10 protein-coding genes are annotated in these 15841 nt (G+C 72.6%); 3 read left to right on the top strand and 7 right to left on the bottom strand.

The annotated features are described in order from the left end of the window. Nucleotides 1-135 precede the first annotated feature (135 nt). The 5 genes from cydC to ACFPIJ_RS42465 form a co-directional block, all read right to left on the bottom strand. The gene (gene cydC, locus ACFPIJ_RS42485) at nucleotides 136-1821 is read right to left on the bottom strand and encodes a thiol reductant ABC exporter subunit CydC (protein ID WP_380124427.1); all 1686 of its coding nucleotides are present in this window, start codon (nucleotides 1819-1821) and stop codon (nucleotides 136-138) included. Continuing rightward, entirely contained in the window at nucleotides 1818-3572 is a 1755-nt protein-coding gene (gene cydD, locus ACFPIJ_RS42480; protein WP_380125407.1) for a thiol reductant ABC exporter subunit CydD, read from the bottom strand. The genes cydC and cydD overlap by 4 nt, the downstream gene beginning before the upstream one ends. Nucleotides 3573-3625: 53 nt before the next feature. Continuing rightward, nucleotides 3626-4630 (bottom strand): cytochrome d ubiquinol oxidase subunit II, encoded by a 1005-nt coding sequence (gene cydB / locus ACFPIJ_RS42475; RefSeq protein ID WP_380124425.1) that lies wholly within the window; start codon nucleotides 4628-4630, stop codon nucleotides 3626-3628. Between the two features lie 11 nt (nucleotides 4631-4641). Next, a complete protein-coding gene (locus ACFPIJ_RS42470) occupies nucleotides 4642-6036 on the bottom strand; it encodes a cytochrome ubiquinol oxidase subunit I (RefSeq protein ID WP_380124423.1) in 1395 nt (464 codons plus the stop codon). Nucleotides 6037-6317: 281 nt separating this feature from the next. Further along, nucleotides 6318-7046, bottom strand: coding sequence for a sigma 54 modulation/S30EA ribosomal C-terminal domain-containing protein (locus tag ACFPIJ_RS42465; RefSeq protein ID WP_380124421.1), 729 nt, complete (start codon nucleotides 7044-7046; stop codon nucleotides 6318-6320). Between the two features lie 204 nt (nucleotides 7047-7250). Between ACFPIJ_RS42465 and ACFPIJ_RS42460 the strand changes: the two genes are divergently transcribed. Further along, the gene (locus ACFPIJ_RS42460) at nucleotides 7251-8114 is read left to right on the top strand and encodes a universal stress protein (protein WP_380124419.1); all 864 of its coding nucleotides are present in this window, start codon (nucleotides 7251-7253) and stop codon (nucleotides 8112-8114) included. A 64-nt stretch (nucleotides 8115-8178) separates the two neighbouring features. On the opposite strand, the gene ACFPIJ_RS42455 is transcribed toward ACFPIJ_RS42460, so the two are convergent. Next, nucleotides 8179-10380, bottom strand: coding sequence for a winged helix-turn-helix domain-containing protein (locus ACFPIJ_RS42455; protein ID WP_380124417.1), 2202 nt, complete (start codon nucleotides 10378-10380; stop codon nucleotides 8179-8181). A 396-nt stretch (nucleotides 10381-10776) separates the two neighbouring features. Here ACFPIJ_RS42455 and ACFPIJ_RS42450 point away from each other — a divergent pair, with 396 nt between their 5' ends. Continuing rightward, on the top strand, nucleotides 10777-12216 hold the full coding sequence (locus tag ACFPIJ_RS42450) for a GAF domain-containing protein (RefSeq protein WP_380124415.1): 1440 nt from the start codon (nucleotides 10777-10779) through the stop codon (nucleotides 12214-12216). A gap of 292 nt (nucleotides 12217-12508) precedes the next feature. Continuing rightward, the gene (locus tag ACFPIJ_RS42445; protein WP_380124413.1) at nucleotides 12509-14326 is read left to right on the top strand and encodes a 3-keto-alpha-glucoside-1,2-lyase-like domain-containing protein; all 1818 of its coding nucleotides are present in this window, start codon (nucleotides 12509-12511) and stop codon (nucleotides 14324-14326) included. Nucleotides 14327-14386: 60 nt separating this feature from the next. On the opposite strand, the gene ACFPIJ_RS42440 is transcribed toward ACFPIJ_RS42445, so the two are convergent. After that, nucleotides 14387-15688 carry a glycoside hydrolase family 19 protein gene (locus ACFPIJ_RS42440; protein WP_380124411.1) on the bottom strand — a complete coding sequence of 434 codons (1302 nt, stop codon included), beginning with the start codon at nucleotides 15686-15688 and terminating at the stop codon, nucleotides 14387-14389. Between the last annotated feature and the right edge of the window lie 153 nt (nucleotides 15689-15841).

Below are 15841 nucleotides of genomic sequence, written 5' to 3'. Positions count from 1 at the left end.
AACCACGCAGGCGTTCGCCACGCCGCGGCCGTGCGAGCGTTGGACGCTGGCCGCACCCGCACGCAGCACCGCTCCGGCGGACCGGCTCGACACGTGCCACGCCGACCGCCATCCCGCCGCCTGGACGACGGCCCGTCAACCTGCGTGCACGGAGGCAACCGCGCAGGCGGTCGCCGCGCCGAGGTCGCCCGGCGTCAGGGTGATGATCTCGTCGACGTCGGCGAGGACGTCGGCCCGGTGGGTGATGAGCAGGACCGCACGGTCCCCGGCGGCGGTGAGCAGGTCACGGATCAGCTCGGCGGCGGTGTCGTCGTCGAGGTGTTCGGTGGGCTCGTCCAGGACGAGGACCGGGAAGTCGGCCAGCAGCGCGCGGGCCAGGGCGAGCCGCCGCCGCTGGCCGCCGGACAGGGCGAGGCCGTGCTCGCCGACGGGTGTGCCGAGCCCGGCGGGCAGGGTCCGCACCCAGTCCAGCCGGGCGGCGGCCAGCGCGGTCTCCAGCTGGGCGGTGGTCGCGTCGGGCCGGCCGATGCGGAGGTTCGCCTCGAGGGTGCTGTCGAACAGGTACGCGTCCTCGGCCAGGTAGCCGACGATGGTCCGCAGGTCGTCGCCGCGCAGGTCGCGCACGTCGACGTCGTTGAGGGTCACCCGGCCGGAGGTCGGGTCTAGCCAGCGCACGAGCAGCGCGGCGACGGTGCTCTTCCCCGCGCCGCTCGGTCCGACGAGCGCGACCCGGTGCCCGGGGCGCAGGGTGAGCGTGACGTCGCGCAGCACGGGCCGGCCCGGCACCCAGCCGGCCGACACCCGCTCGAGGCGGACGATCGGCGGCCCGGCGGGCAGCGCGACGGGGACGGCGGGGTCGGGTGCCGGTTCGGTGGCGTCGGCGATCTCGGCGAGCCGGCGTAGCGCCGCCCGGGCCGCGGCGAGGCGCTGCGCGGCGGCGGGGATCGCGCCGACGGTCTCGAACACGGCGAGCGGTGTCAGGACGACCACGGCGAGCAGTTCGCCGGACAGCGTGCCGGCCCGCACCGCGACGGCGCCGGCGGCGAGACCGGCGAGGACGCTGAGTCCGGTGCACAGCGCGGTGACCGCGGCCGAGACACCGGCGGCGGCGCTGGAGCGGCGGGCCGCCGTGAGCAGCTGCCGGTCGGTGCGGTCCAGGGCGGTCAGCGTGTCGTCGACAGCGCCGTACGCGATCAGGTCGGGCAGCCCCTGGGTCAGGTCGACGACACCGGCGGCGAGGGCTCCGCGCAGGGGCGCGAGCCGGGCGTCGGCGCGCCGGACCGCGGCGGCCTGCAACGCCGGGACCCCGACCGCGACGACGAGGATCGCGGCGGCGAGGGCGGCTCCGGCAACGGGCAGCAGCCCGCCGACGAGCGCGACGGTGGCGGCGCCGGTGACGGCGGCGACCGTGATGGGCAGCAGCGCGCGGACGATGACGTCGAGCACGGACTCGACGTCGTCGACGAGCCGGGCGACGAGGTCGCCGCGGCGGAACGCGGTGAGGCCGGCCGGTGCGAGCCGCTCGAGCCGCCGGTAGGTGCGGACCCGCAGCGCGCCCAGCACCCGCAGGGCCGCGTCGTGGCCGGTGAGCCGCTCCACGTAGCGCAGCACGCCCCGGCCGATGCCGCACGCCCGCACCGCGACGATCGCCACCATGAGGTGCAGCACCGGCGGGTGCTGGGCGGCCCGCGAGATGAGCCATGCCGAGGTCGCCATCAGCGCGATCCCGGCCCCGGCCGCGCCGACCCCGGCGAGCACCGCGAGGGTCAGCTGGCCCGCGGCGGGCCGGCACAGCCGCAGCACGGTCCGGACCGCGCTCATGCCGGCACCACTCCGGCGCCGGCCCGGTTCACGGTGGCGCCGGTGGGAGCCGCAGCGCCGGCGGAAGTCACGCCGCCGGTGAACGTCACGGCACCGACGGGAGTCACGGCGGCGTCGATCGACATCACGCCGCCCGTGGGCGGCACGGCGCCGACAGGGGTCACGGCATCGTCGGTGGGCGTCACGGCGCCGCCGATGGGGATCGCGCGGTCGGCGAGGGCGACGAGGGACGGGCGGTGCGCGGCCATGATGACGGTGCGGCCGGTCGCGTGCGCCCGGATGGCGGTGAGGATGCCGGCCTCCGTCTCCGCGTCGAGGTTGGCGGTCGGCTCGTCGAGCAGGACCAGCGGCGCGTCGCGGAGGAACACCCGGGCGAGCGCGATCCGCTGCCGCTGTCCAGCGGACAGTCCGGCGCCGTCGTCGCCGAGCCTGGTCGACAGGCCGTCCGGGAGGGTGTCGATGAAGGCGAGGGCGCCGGCCTGTCCGGCGGCGGCGCGCACCGCGGCGTCGGTGGTGCCGGGCGCGCCGAGGCGGATGTTGTCGGCGATGGTGCCGGCGCTCAGCCACGGCCGTTGCGGCAGCCACGCGACGCGCTGCCGCCACGCGTCGGGATCCACGGTCGCGAGGTCCTGGCCGCCGACGGTGACGCGGCCACCGGTCGGTGCGGCGAAGCCGAGCAGCACCGCCAGGGCGGTGGACTTGCCGCAGCCGCTGGGACCGGTCAGTGCGACCAGCTCCCCCGCCTCGACGGTGGCGGTAAAGGGTGGCAGCGACGCGGTGGACCGGCCGGCGTGCCGCACGGTGACGGCGTCGAACCGCACCGTCCCGGCCGGTGCCGGCGCGATGCCCCGAGGCCGGGCCGGTGTTTCGAGGAGCTCGAAGACCTCGGTGGCCGCGGCGAGTCCTTCGGCGCTGGCGTGGTAGTTGGCGCCGACCTGCCGCAAGGGCAGGTACGCCTCCGGGGCGAGGATCAGCACGAGCAGCGCGGTGGCGAGGCCGAGGCTGCCGTCGAGCAGGCGCAGGCCGATGCCGACCGCGACGAGCGCCACGGACAGCGTGGCGAGCAGCTCCAGCACGAGCGAGGACAGGAACGCGACCCGCAGCGTGCGCATGGTGGTGGTGCGTTGTTCGGCGCTGATCCGGGCGATGATCCCGGCCTGTCGTTTCGCGCGGCCGAAGACCCGCAGCGTCGGCAGGCCGGCGACGACGTCGAGGAAGTGGTGCGACAGCCGGGTGAGGAGCCGGAACTGCCGCCGGTTCGCCGCTTCGGTGTGCAGGCCGACGAGCGCCATGAACACCGGGATGAGCGGCAGGGTGAGCGCGATCGTGCCGGCGGCGACGAGGTCGGCCGGTGCGATGCGGGCGAGCACGATCACCGGCACCAGCGTCGCGAGGACCAGCTGCGGCAGGTACCGCGCGAAGTAGGCGTCCAGCGCGTCGAGCCCGCGGGTGGCCAGGGTGGCGATCGATCCGCTGCCGCCGGCCGCGCCCGGCCCGAGCGCCGCGACGTGGGCGAGGAGCCGGGACCGCAGCTGCCGTTTCACCGCGGCCGAGGCGCGGGCCGCGGTCACCTCCTGCGCCCAGGCGACCACCGCCCGCAGCATGACGACGGCCGCCAGCCAGGCCAGCGTCGGTGCGATCCGGTGCAGGTCGGCGCCCTGCTGGTAGACGGCGGTGATCCCGGCGGCGAGCAGGGTCGCCTGTGCCACGACGAGGGCGGCGAGGGCGACGCCGAGGACGACGGACAGCATCAGGTAGGTGCGGGTTGCCCGGGCATACCGCAGCAGGCGCGGATCGAGGGGCTTCACGGGTGGCTCGCCGGGATGTGCTCGACCCGCAGCCGGCGGCGGAACACCCAGTAGGTCCACGACTGGTAGCCCAGCACGATCGGGGTGCAGCACACCGCGACCCAGGTCATGACCTTCAGCGTGTACGGCGTGGACGCCGCGTTGGTCACGGTGAGGCTGTCGCCGCCGGCGAGGGTGGTCGGCATGACGTCGGGGAAGAGCGTGACGAACAGTGCCGCGACGGCCAGGACGAGCGTCGCGCCGGTGGCCAGGAACGCCCATCCCTCGCGGCGGACCTTCGCGGCGAGCACGGCGCCGATCAGCGCGGCGGCGGCCGCCGCGGACAGCGCCCAGCCCCACGCGTCGTGGTGGGTCAGCTGCGTCCACGTCAGGAACGCAGCGGCGAGCAGCACCGCGGGCAGGCTGAGCCGGAATGCGAGCCGTCCGGCGCGGTCCCGGACGTCACCGTCGGTCTTCAGCGCCAGGAACACGGCGCCGTGCAGCGCGAACAGCGACAGCGTGGTGAGCCCGCCGAGCAGCGCGTACGGGTTGAGCAGGGTGAAGAAGGTGCCCACGTATTCGTGGTCGGCATTGAGCGGTACACCGCGCACGATGTTGCCGAACGCGACGCCCCACAGCAGTGCCGGGACGAGGCTGCCGGCGATGATGCACAGGTCCCAGCGGCTTCTCCACTGTGGACTGTCGACCTTGCCGCGGTATTCGAAGGCGAGGCCGCGCAGGATCAGCGCGACGAGGATGAGCAGCAGCGGCAGGTAGAAGCCGGAGAACAGGGTGGCATACCACTCGGGGAACGCGGCGAAGGTCGCGCCGCCGGCGACGAGCAGCCACACCTCGTTGCCGTCCCAGACCGGGCCGATGGTGTTGATGAGCAGGCGCCGCTCCCGCTCGTCGCGGGCCAGCACCGGCAGCAGCATGCCGACGCCGAAGTCGAAGCCCTCCAGGAGGAAGTAGCCGGCCCACAGCACGGCGATGAGCGCGAACCAGACGGTGGTGAGTTCCATGGTCGATTCCTTCAGTACGCGAATGCCAGTGGGCGGTCTTCGTCATCTTCGTCGTGGGGTACGACGATTTCCGGGGCTCCGGCCCGGGCGTAGCGCAGGATCAGCGTCAGCTCGATGACGGCGAGCACGCCGTACAGCAGCGTCAGGACGATCAGTGAGGTCGCGACGGTGCCCGCACCGACGGTCGGTGAGACGCTCTGCGAGGTCTTGAACACGCCGAAGACGGTCCACGGCTGGCGGCCGACCTCGGTGAAGATCCAGCCGAACGAGTTGGCCAGCAGCGGCATCGCGACGGTGGCCACGGCGGAGATCCACAGCCAGCGCCCGCCGGGCAGCCGGCCCTTGCGGGTGCGCCACAACGCGATCGCGGCGATCGCCATGGCGAGGGCGCCGAAGCCGATCATCAGGCGGAACGACCAGTAGGTGACCGGCACGTACGGCACGTAGTCGCCGGCGCCGTACCGCTCGGTGTACTGCCGTTGCAGGTCGTTGATGCCTTCCACCTCGCCGCTGGGGCTGCCGGTCGCCATGAAGGACAGCAGCGACGGGATGCGGACGCTGGCGACCTCCTCGCGGCCGTCGAGCGAGCCGATGGTGAAGATCGAGAACGAGGCGGGCTGGTCGGTCTCGTACAGCGCCTCCGCCGCGGCCATTTTCATCGGCTGCTGCTCGGTCATGACCCGGGCCTGCAGGTCGCCGGTGATGAGCACGCCGACGCCCGCGATCAGCACCACCCAGGCGCCGAGCCGCAGCGCGGGCCGGAAGACCTCGACCTGGTTGCGGCGGCGCAGGTGCCAGGCACTGACCGCGAGCATGAGCGCGCCGGCGGTGAGGAAGCACGCGGTGATGGTGTGCGGGAACGTCACCAGTGTCGTCGAGTTCGTCAGCACGGCACCGATGTCGTTGAGTTCGGCCCTGCCGCGTTCGGTGTTGACGGTGTACCCCACCGGGTGCTGCATCCAGGAGTTCGCGGCGAGGATGAAGTACGCCGACAGCATCGTGCCGATCGAGGCGAGCCAGATCGTGGCCAGGTGGACGCGTTTCGGCAGCCGGTCCCAGCCGAAGATCCACAGTCCGAGGAACGTCGACTCGAGGAAGAACGCGAGCAGTCCCTCGATGGCCAGTGGCGCGCCGAAGATGTCGCCGACGAACCGGGAGTAGGCGCTCCAGTTCATGCCGAACTGGAACTCCTGCACGATGCCGGTGACGACCCCCATCGCGAAGTTGATCAGGAAGAGCTTGCCCCAGAACTTCGTCGCCCGCAGGTAGTCCGGCCGCCCGGTCCGCACCCAGGCGGTCTGCAGCCCGGCCACGAGCGCCGACAGGCCGATGGTGATCGGCACGAAGATGAAGTGGTACACGGTGACTATCGCGAACTGCCACCGGGCGAGATCGAGCGCGTCCATCAAAGCCCTCCAAGGGGGACCGCCATCTTCAGGCGGCGGGGGAATCGGAGGCGCCATCGACAAGGATGGCACCGTCTGTGTCGCCTGCGGCTTTGCCGGGCACGCGGACATCGTCGGCGCCACGAACGTACTCAGGGCCGGGCTGGCCCTTCTGCGCGCCTGAGCGCACAGAGAAGCTGACGTCTTCAGGCGTCGGAGGAGTCACGCGCTGAATCCTCAGGAATCGCCGGGAGGCCCGGCAGGGCCGAACGGCACGTCCGTTCGGGACCGTCGGACCGTGTTCATCCGGCCGGGCCGAGCAGTCCGACGCCTCCGTCGTAGCGGCGGTAGACGAGGCGGCCGCGGCCGTCGCCGTCGTCGGTGAAGAACAGGAACGGCAACCAGCCGTCTGCGAGGCGGCCCGCCGCCGCCTGCGCGGACAGCACCGGGGTGCGGCGCGAGTTGACCGTCGGCGTCGGCGTTCCGGAGCCTGCCGCTGGTCGCATGCCGTGCTGGCGGGCGACACGCAGGCCGGTCGGCCCGGCGCGGTAGATGACCGCGTCCTCGCCGGTGTCCGCGTCGATGAAGAGGAACACGTCGTAGTCCATCGCGGCGAGCACCGAGCTGGCCTGGCAGGTGCTGCGCGGGCGGATCGCTGCGGTCTTGCGGCGGGTGATCCGGTCCCGGCCGGCGACGGCCAGGGTCCGCCGCTCCGGGTCGGGCCAGGGCCACGGCTCCCACGCCGTCCGCAGGCGTCTGATCTGGCGGTCGAGGCGCACCGCACCGGCCGAGATGGCCGCGGCGGCGGTCGGGCCGTCGACCTGGATGCGGGCCGGCGCCCCGCACACCCGCAGGTTCACCTGCACCACGACCGGACCATCGGGGCGGTGTTCACCGGTCAGGCGCACCCGGGCGGCGCCTGACCCCGGGTGGCGTGCGATCACGGCCCCGACCATCGCCCGGGCGCATTCACGTTCGTGCCGGCCGACCGGTCCACGGCTGCGCACATCCACGTCTACGAGCTCCGGCATCGGGTGCACCTCCAGGGGCTGGGACTCGGAAAGCCTCGCCGGGCCGTCCTCGGACCGGACAGTGCCGAAGGTCCCGATCTCGCGGGACCCGCGAGGGGCCGTTCGTCACGCGCGCAGGGGCCGGCGTCCTCTTCCGGAGTCGGGCGGCACCGGAAGAGGGTTGGAGGTGCGCCGCCTGGCGTGACCGGCGTTGAAGGAGCAGCGATGCAGTACACCGACATCGTCGTGGGCACCGACGGCTCGGCGGCCGGCGTTTCCGCTGTCCGCTGGGCCGCGACCCACGCGGAGCGGGTCCGGGCCCGGCTGCGGATCGTCTGCGTCTACCACTGGCCGCTGCCTGGTCCGGGCCGGTCGACGGCCCAGTTGGACGCGCCGGCCCGGGCGCGGGCGCTGGCCGTCGTGGCGGCGGCGGTCGCCGATGCCCGCGGCGCCCAGCCCACGGTCGAGGTGCACGGGACCGCGGTCCTCGGCCTGCCGAGCGACGCGCTGCTGACCGAGTCCCGGACGGCGGCGCTGCTGGTCGTCGGCTCGCACGGCCGCAGCGCGCTCGCCTCGGCGTTGCTGGGTTCGGTCGGGCTGCAGATCGCCACGTTCGCCGCCTGCCCGGTCGTCGTCGTGCGGGGCCGGGCGCACACCGCGATCGGGCCGGTGGTCGCCGGCGTCGACGACACCCCGTCGAGCGAGCGGGTGCTCGAGACCGGCTTCGTGGAGGCGCACCGCCGTGGCTGCGCGCTGGTCGCGGTGCGGGCCGTCGAGAAGGACGCGCCGCAGGTGCGCGCCGTGGCGTTGGGGGGTGCGGGTGGGCTGCGGGCCGTCGCCGCGATCGAGGTGACCGAGGCGGTCGCCCGACTGCAGGACCGGTACCCGGCGGTGCCGGTGGAGGTCGAGCTCGCCGCAGGCAACGCCGCGGACGTCCTCGTGGCCGCGTCGCGCAGCGCGCAGCTGATCGTGGTGGGCCACCACGGGGGCGGCGGGCTGCTCGGGCCGTCGCTCGACCCGGTCACCCATCATCTGTTGCAGCGCTCCGACTGCCCGGTGCTGGTCGTGCACGGGATGGCGCCGGCCTGACCTCGGCGCCGCCGTGCCTTCAGAAGCCGTGCCTTCAGAAGCCGTGCCTTCAGAGGCCGTGCCTTCAGAACAGGCCGAGTTCCCGGGCGCGGCGCACCGCGTCGCGACGCCGGTGGACGCCGAGTTTGCGGTAGATACCCGACATGTGGGTCTTGACGGTGTTCGGGGACACCTTGAGGGCATCCGCGATTTCGGTGACCGTCAGGAACCCTTGCAGCAGTTCGCAGACGGCGGTCTCGGCGGCGGTGAGCGGGACGGTGTGGGCTTCGGGGTGTTGCGGCGCGGCAGGACGCGGGCCGTGCGGCCGCCGGGGGTCGAGGAAGCGCGGATGGTGGATGTCTTCGGCGGCGGCCAGGGCGGCGGCCTGTCGTTCGAGGTGAACGGCGTGCGCGGCGTCGCCGTGCCGGTAGGCGTCGGCGGCCAGGATGAGCCGTACTTCGATGTCATGCAGCAGTGACGCCGGAGGGTTCTGCAGGTGCGGTTGGAGCCGTCGATCGATGCGTCGCCGCACCTCGGGCGTGGTTTCCTCCAGCAGGAGCAGCTTCGCGGCGATGAGGTCGGCGACGACCGGGGGAAGGACGCGGGCGTCGTGGTTCCAGTGCCGGCGCGCGTCGGAGGACAGGTCGATGGCGAGGAGGGCATCGATGCGCAGGGCGCGTGGCGCCCAGCACGGGATGACGAGGGTGTCGACGCCGTCGGTGATGAGCCGTTCGACGTGCCGCAGGGCGGTGGCGTGCCGGCCCTGCTGGTGCTCCAGCAGGGCCGTGTGGAACCGTTCGCCCGCGACGATCTGCGGGTCCGGCTGGCGGAGTTCGGCGGCGAGCCGGTACAGGTGCCGATGTGCTTGTTTGGCGCGCCCCCGGGCGATGGCGACGCCGGCGAGGACGAGCAGGGCCCACCCTTCGTCCTCGGCGCCGGTGATGCCGTGCTCGTGCAGGACGGCCCGTATCCGGTCGGCGTGGCGGGCGGCCTTGCGGAGGTGTCCGCGCTGGAAGGCGATGACGGCCCGGACGCGCAGCTGCGCCGTGTCGGGTGCGTCGCCGGTCGGGAGTGCCGGCCCGGCGCCGGTCGCGTCGATTGCCGCCTGGGCCAGGTCGGGCCGGCCGTGGCTGAGTGCCAGCCAGGCCTCGGCGATTCCGGCGGGGACGCCGGTGCCGATCACTGCCCGGCCGGTGGCTGTCGGGGGGCTCGCGGCGGCGGTCAGGGTCGGGCCTTGTCCGGCGATGGCGTGCCGCAGCGCCTCGGCGGGCTGGTGATGGAGTCCGTACCAGCTGGCGGCGCGGCGGTGGAGCTCGCGGGCGGTCGCCGGGTCCTGCTCGTGCAGGGCGGTGACGATGGCGGCCCGCCACAGCCGCCGGTACCGGTACCAGGGCGAGGCCGGATTCAGCCGGTAGGCGAACATGTCGTTGCGGGCCAGGTCGGCGAGGATGTCGGCGCTGTCGGTGCGCCCGGTCAGCGCCGTGAACAGTTCCGGGTTGACCGTTTCCACGATGCTGCTGGCCTGCACGGCGTCGGCCACGTCGGCGGGCAGTTCGGCGAGCACCTCGTTCTGGACGTACTCGTGCAGACCCGCACCGGTGCGTTCCAGCCGGTCGAGCACCGTGTCGGGGTTGTGGGGTTCGCCGGCGAGGGCGGCGATCGCCACGACGACACCGGCGGCCCAGCCCTCGGTCACCGCGCACAGGCGACGGATGGTGGCGGGTCGCAGCATCAGGTGGTGCCGGTCACACAGATCGGCGGTCTCGGCCGGGGTGAAGGCGAGGTCGGCGCCGTTCAGCGCCGGGAACAGGCTTTCCCCGCCGGGTGCGGAATCGGCTGGGGCCGGCGCGTGCCGGCCGCACAGCACGACGTGGACCGGCAGCGCGGTCACGAGCCGGTCGAGTTGCGCCAGGACGCCGGGCGCAGCCGTCTCGGCGCCGTCGAGCACGACGGTGCACGGTGTGGCCCCGCCGCCCTGCTGCCGGAGCTGGTCGAGCCAGTCTTCGAAGGTCGTCGCGCCGGCCGGCCACCAGCGCGCCGGCAGGGCCGCGGGGCACCACCATCGCCCGTCCGGACACTGTGCTACCTGCACGTATGCCGTGCGGTGCGGGGCCGGCACGGTCCGCAGCCAGACCGTTGCCAGCTCGGTCTTGCCGGCGCCCGCCGGTGCCAGCACGGTGGTGACGCCGTGCTGGTCCGCGCGGTCCAGGGCGCGGTGCAGCCGTGGCCGGTACAGGCGCTTCGCCGCCGGCATCGTCACCGCGCCCACGGCCGGGTCATCCAACATCGCGGCAGCCGGAGATCGGTGCCGGGCGGACCCGGCGGCACGTCATCCCCGGCGGTGCGGGACGCTGCCACGCACATCCGATCCGATGTTCGCTGCCGACCCCCATCGCCAGTCCCCTTCCGCAGTGCGCACCGCCCTCGCCCCAAGTGACGTTGCGGTTACGCCCGGAAACAATGACGATGCCGAACCCGGCATGCGCTTGTCCACATGTTGCACCGATATCGAACGTGTCGTCGCCCGAACGACATCGTCCCCAAGCCGATCATCCATTGAGTGAGGTCGATCAGTTGACCTCGAACGGGTGAACTGCACACTGAAATGTGGGGTACCCAGGACAACCTGGGTACACAGCATCGCCAAACCAGGCAGGGCGGCGGATCGAGTGGACTACGAGCGATGGTGATCGATGTGGCGCGGACCGCGGCGGCGGTGCGGGACCACGCCCGGCTGGCAGCGGTCGCCGCGCTCCGGGTCACGGCGACCGCGGAACCGCACCTGGACGAGCTGGCCGAGCGGGTCCGCCGCGCCCTGCGCGTGCCGACCGCCCTGCTGGTCGTGGTGGAAGCGACCCGGCAGGTGTTTCCCGGCGCGTCCGGACTGCCCGAGCGGTGGCAGCACAGCCGGGCCACGCCGCTGACGCACTCCTTCTGCCAGTACGTCGTGGGGGCCGACGCGCCGCTGGTCGTCACGGACGCCCGCCGTGACCCGGTGCTGCAGACCAGCGACGCGATCCGGGACCTCGGTGTGATCGCCTACGCCGGCACTCCCCTGCATGGCGCCGACGGGCACGCGGTGGGCGCGCTGAGCGTGGTCGACTCCCGGACCCGCCGGTGGACCGCCAGCGAACTGCGGGACCTCGACCGGCTGGCCGCCGTCTGCAGCCGCGCCCTGCAGGCCCGGCGGGCGCAGCACCCGCCGGTCCGGCACGTCGCCGCGCGGCCCGACCCGCCGTCCCGGCCGGATCCGGCCTGCACCGGCAGCAGGCCCGCGGACGGGCGGCCGTGGACGCCGCAGCACCTGCCGCCCGGACTCGTCCTGGACGTCCGGCCACCGCTGCGCGCCGGCCGGTCCGAGATCGTGCACGCCGGCCACCTGCACGGCGAACCCGTCGCCGTCGTCATCCGGGCCGGCGACGACGACCGGGCCCGGCAACGGTTCCAGCGACGCACCGAGGTCGCTGCCGCGTTCGGCGCCACCCCGCCGCCGATCCGCGTCGGCCTGTACCGCTGGACCGACGGTGACCGCATCCTCGTCCTCAGCCGCCTCATCGGTGAGACCCTCGACCGGCGGCACGGCGACCCGCCGACCCACCGGTTCGCCGGCCATGACACGCGCGAGATGTCCCACGCCGCGGCCCTGCTGTCCGCCTGGCAACCGGCCGGCCAGGACGCCACCCGCTGGCTCGTCGACTACCCGGGCGAACTCGACGAGCATCACCGGGCGGGCCGGCTCACCGACGACGACCTGCGCCGCGCCCTGGCCGTGCTGGTCCGGTGCGGCCAGGACCGCACCTTCGCCCACGGCAGCCTGCACGCCGGCAACGTCCTGCGCCTGCCCTCCGGCCGGCTCGGCCTGGCCGACTTCAGCTCCGCCGGCATCTTTCTCGCCGGCTACGACCTGGCCACCCTGCACCTGAACGCCCCCACCGACCAGATCCGCCACGTGCTGCAGCGCCGCGCGGAGCGCAGCGACATCGTGGAGACGTTTGCCGTGAACCTCGTGCTCGCCACCGCGCGGCACCACGGCGACCACAGCCACCGCAGGGACCGGGCCGCGCTCCTGCGCACCCGGCAGCATGCCCGGCGGCTGCTCATCGACCTGACCGGACACGGCTGAACCGCGACCGGGCCGCTGCAAATTTCACGACGGCGACAGCCGCCCGGGGGATCCGACCGGGCCGCCGCGGATGACGGACGGCGCAGCTCCGGCACGCCCGCGACACCGCGCGCCGGCGACTGCAAACAACCTGCACATCGTCTCCCTTGCTTTAGGAAACCGCTTTCCTTAGTGTCCGTTTTATCGGCACGAAGGCCCGCTCCGCTCCCCGCCGCCGAGGGCCTCACCGTGCGCACCCGTGCGATTCCCCCTGCGATTCGCCCTGCGTGCGCACCGTCATCCCGGAGGATTCATGCGTCTACCCATCGGTTCCCGGCTGCGCTCCCGCCGGTGGCCCGCCGCGACGGCCGCCGCCGTGGCCGCGGCGGGCATGGTGCTGGCCACACAGATCGCGTTCGCCGACACCGCGTTCAGCGCGACGTTCGAGGACGGCACCACCAGCGGCTGGTCGAAGTCCGGCGGCACCTGGAGCGTCGTCACCGACGGCAGCAAGGTCCTGCAGCAGTCCAACGCCGGCAGCGAGAACGCCCGCGAGTTCGCCGGCGACAGCGGCTGGACGAACTACACCGTCCAGGCCTCCGTCAAGCCGCTGACGCTGGGATCGGGCGGCTTCGCCGGCCTGCTCGCCCGCTCGACCAGCGCGACGACCTACTACCGGCTCGCACTGCTGCCCGGCAACTCGGTGCAGCTGCAGGCCGTCAACAGCGGCTCGGTCACCGTCCTGGGCAGCGCGTCGCGGACCGTGGCGACCGGCACCTGGTACACGCTGTCGATCACCGTCAACGGCAGCTCCGTCAGCGGCGCCGTGGACGGCACCATGGTCGGCACCGCGACCAACACGTCGATCGCCAAGGGACGCATCGGCCTGCAGACCGCGTACTCGACCGCGAACTTCGACAACGTCACGGTCACCACCGGCGGCACGAGCCCGACACCGTCGTCCTCGTCATCGTCCTCACCATCGCCGTCATCGTCGCCGTCGTCCTCGCCTTCGCCTTCGCCGTCGACCAGTCAGCCGCCGTCGTCCGCGTTGTACGTGGCGCCCAACGGCACCGCCGGCGCGGCCGGCACCCAGGCCAGCCCGACCACCCTCGCCTCGGCGATCACCCGCGTCACCACCGGCGGGACAATCTTCATGCGCGGCGGCACGTACAGCCAGTCCTCGACGATCACCATCGCCACCGGCAACAACGGCACGTCGGGCGCGACGAAGAACATCACCGCCTACCCGGGTGAGACGCCGGTGCTCAACTTCTCCGCGCAGAGCGAGGATCCGGCCAACCGCGGCCTGGCCGTGAACGGCAACTACTGGCGCGTCACCGGCATCGTCGTGGAGCGCGCCGGCGACAACGGCATCTTCGTCGGTGGCAGCAACAACGTCTTCGAGCGGGTCGTGACGCGGTTCAACCGCGACAGCGGGCTGCAGATCTCCCGGACCGCCTCCGACACGCCGAAGGCGCAGTGGCCGGCCAACAACCTCGTCATCAGCTCCGAGTCCCACGACAACGCCGACTCCGACGGTGAGGACGCCGACGGTTTCGCCGCCAAGCTCACCGTCGGCACCGGCAACGTCTTCCGCTACACGGTGTCGCACAACAACATCGACGACGGCTGGGACCTGTACACCAAGACCGACACCGGCGCGATCGGCCCGGTCACCATCCAGGACTCGCTGTCCTACAACAACGGCACGCTCAGCAACGGCACCGTGAACACCAACGGCGACCGCAACGGCTACAAACTCGGCGGCGAGGACATCGGCGTCAACCACGTCGTGCAGCGCAGCATCGCCTACCACAACGGCCATCACGGGTTCACGTACAACAGCAACCCGGGCTCGATGACCATCTCCAACAACCTGTCGATCGACAACGCCGAACGCAACTTCTCCTTCGACGCGGGCACCTCGACGTACCGCAACAACACCTCCTGCCGGTACAGCAGCGGCGGCTCCAACGACAAGACCATCGGCAACAGCGACAGCTCCAACCAGTTCTGGGCCGGCACCAACGGTTCCCGCTGCAGCACGTACAGCGGCGCCCTGGCCTGGTCCTTCGCCGCCGACGGCCACCTCGTCGTGACCCTCGGCGGCCGCACCGTCAGCCTGTAACCCGCACGCGCCGGGCCGGTCACGCAGTTGTGTGCGTGACCGGTCCGGCGACCGTCCGCGTCAGCAGGTCAGATTGCCGCCCGCGGGCACGCCCAGGATCCCGACGAACTGGTTGTAGAGGTTCACCCGGCTCTGCATCTGCGCGGGGTTCCCGCCGTTGCACTCGATGCTGTTGATCGCCCGGATCGTGGTGCCGAAGCCCTGCCCGTTCACCATCGCGTTGTGCGACGTGGTGCCCGCGCCGCCGGTGCCGGTCATCCAGTACCACAGGCCGGTCTGCCACGAGATCGACGCGTTCGTGGCGACCAGGTTCGGGTTGTTGAGCAGGTCGATGCCGAGCGCGTCACCGGCCGCCTTGTAGTTGAAGTTCCAGCTCAGCTGGATCGGGCCGCGGCCGTGGTACGCCGACTGACCGGCCGGGCAGCCGTAGGGCTGGCTCCAGTCGCAGTAGTGCGGCCAGTTCGCGGTGTTGATCTCGTCGATGTACACCAGGCCGCCGGTCTCGTGGCTCACGTTGGCCAGGAACGCCGCGGCCTCCTGCCGCTTGACCGTGTCGCTGCCGGTCGTGGCGAACGCCGGGTACTTCTTCATCGCGTCGGTCAGCCCGGCGTAGGTGTAGAAGCCGTTGCGGCCCGGGAACATCTGGTTGAACTGCGCCTCGCTGACCACGAAGCCGCTCGAACCGCCACCGCCGCCGCCACCACCGCAGGCGTACGGCGACCAGAACCAGGTGCTGATCGTCGGGTCATAGCCCGGGTTGTCGTGCGTCGCCTGGTAGTACAGGCCGTTGGTGTAGCGGACGATCGCGCCGGTCACGTAGTTCTGCCCGGCCACCCAGTTCGGGTAGTTGCACGAGCTGCCGCCTCCGCCGCCGGGCACCGTCCATTTCTGGTTGGCGCCACCGGTGCAGGGCCAGATCAGCAACGCGGTGCCGTCGGCCGTGCCCCAGTTGGCCGCGTCGAGGCACTTGTTGGCCTGCGGGTTGACGATGTCGTTGGCGGCGGTGGCGACCCACTGCTGGGCGCCGGTGCCGTTGCAGTCCCACAGCTGGACCCTGGTCCCGTCGGCGGTGGAGCCGCCGGCGACGTCGAGACACTTGCCGAGGGCGCGGATCGTGCCGTCGGTGCCCACGGTCCACACCTGGGCGTTGGTGCCGTTGCAGGTCCACAGCTGGACCGCGGTGCCGTTCGCGGTGTTGGCGGCGTTGACGTCGACGCACTTGCCGCCGTAGCCGGTGATCGCTCCGGTGCCCGCGGCGGCCGCGGTGCCGGGGCTGAACGGGATGAGGACGATGGCGCCGAGGACGGTGGCGGCCGCCGCGACGAGCACCCGGCGCAGCCGCGCCGGTCGTGATCTGTCCATTCGCAGTTGCTCCCGGGTGAGGCAGAACATGGACCCAGCTCTATGGGGGGACATTGTTCATATCGCAAACCCAGCTAACTGTAAAGAGTCCTAAATTTTTCACCGTGCCTGGGCGAGAGGTTGGAGGCATGGAGCGGGGCGTCAATTCGAACT

The organism is Dactylosporangium cerinum (genome assembly GCF_042653625.1).
Taxonomy (GTDB): domain Bacteria; phylum Actinomycetota; class Actinomycetes; order Mycobacteriales; family Micromonosporaceae; genus Dactylosporangium; species Dactylosporangium cerinum.
Note: the sequence above shows the minus strand (reverse complement) of the source record. Positions and strands in the feature narration are given on the sequence as shown.

Coding starts and splice junctions, on each gene's coding strand:
- ACFPIJ_RS42470 (WP_380124423.1), bottom strand. CDS start 6,036: ATGGACGCGCTCGATCTCGCCCGGTGGCAGTTCGCGATAGTCACCGTG.
- ACFPIJ_RS42460 (WP_380124419.1), top strand. CDS start 7,251: ATGCAGTACACCGACATCGTCGTGGGCACCGACGGCTCGGCGGCCGGC.
- ACFPIJ_RS42445 (WP_380124413.1), top strand. CDS start 12,509: ATGCGTCTACCCATCGGTTCCCGGCTGCGCTCCCGCCGGTGGCCCGCC.
- ACFPIJ_RS42465 (WP_380124421.1), bottom strand. CDS start 7,046: ATGCCGGAGCTCGTAGACGTGGATGTGCGCAGCCGTGGACCGGTCGGC.
- ACFPIJ_RS42450 (WP_380124415.1), top strand. CDS start 10,777: ATGGTGATCGATGTGGCGCGGACCGCGGCGGCGGTGCGGGACCACGCC.
- ACFPIJ_RS42455 (WP_380124417.1), bottom strand. CDS start 10,380: ATGTTGGATGACCCGGCCGTGGGCGCGGTGACGATGCCGGCGGCGAAG.
- cydB (WP_380124425.1), bottom strand. CDS start 4,630: ATGGAACTCACCACCGTCTGGTTCGCGCTCATCGCCGTGCTGTGGGCC.
- ACFPIJ_RS42440 (WP_380124411.1), bottom strand. CDS start 15,688: ATGGACAGATCACGACCGGCGCGGCTGCGCCGGGTGCTCGTCGCGGCG.
- cydD (WP_380125407.1), bottom strand. CDS start 3,572: ATGCTGTCCGTCGTCCTCGGCGTCGCCCTCGCCGCCCTCGTCGTGGCA.
- cydC (WP_380124427.1), bottom strand. CDS start 1,821: ATGAGCGCGGTCCGGACCGTGCTGCGGCTGTGCCGGCCCGCCGCGGGC.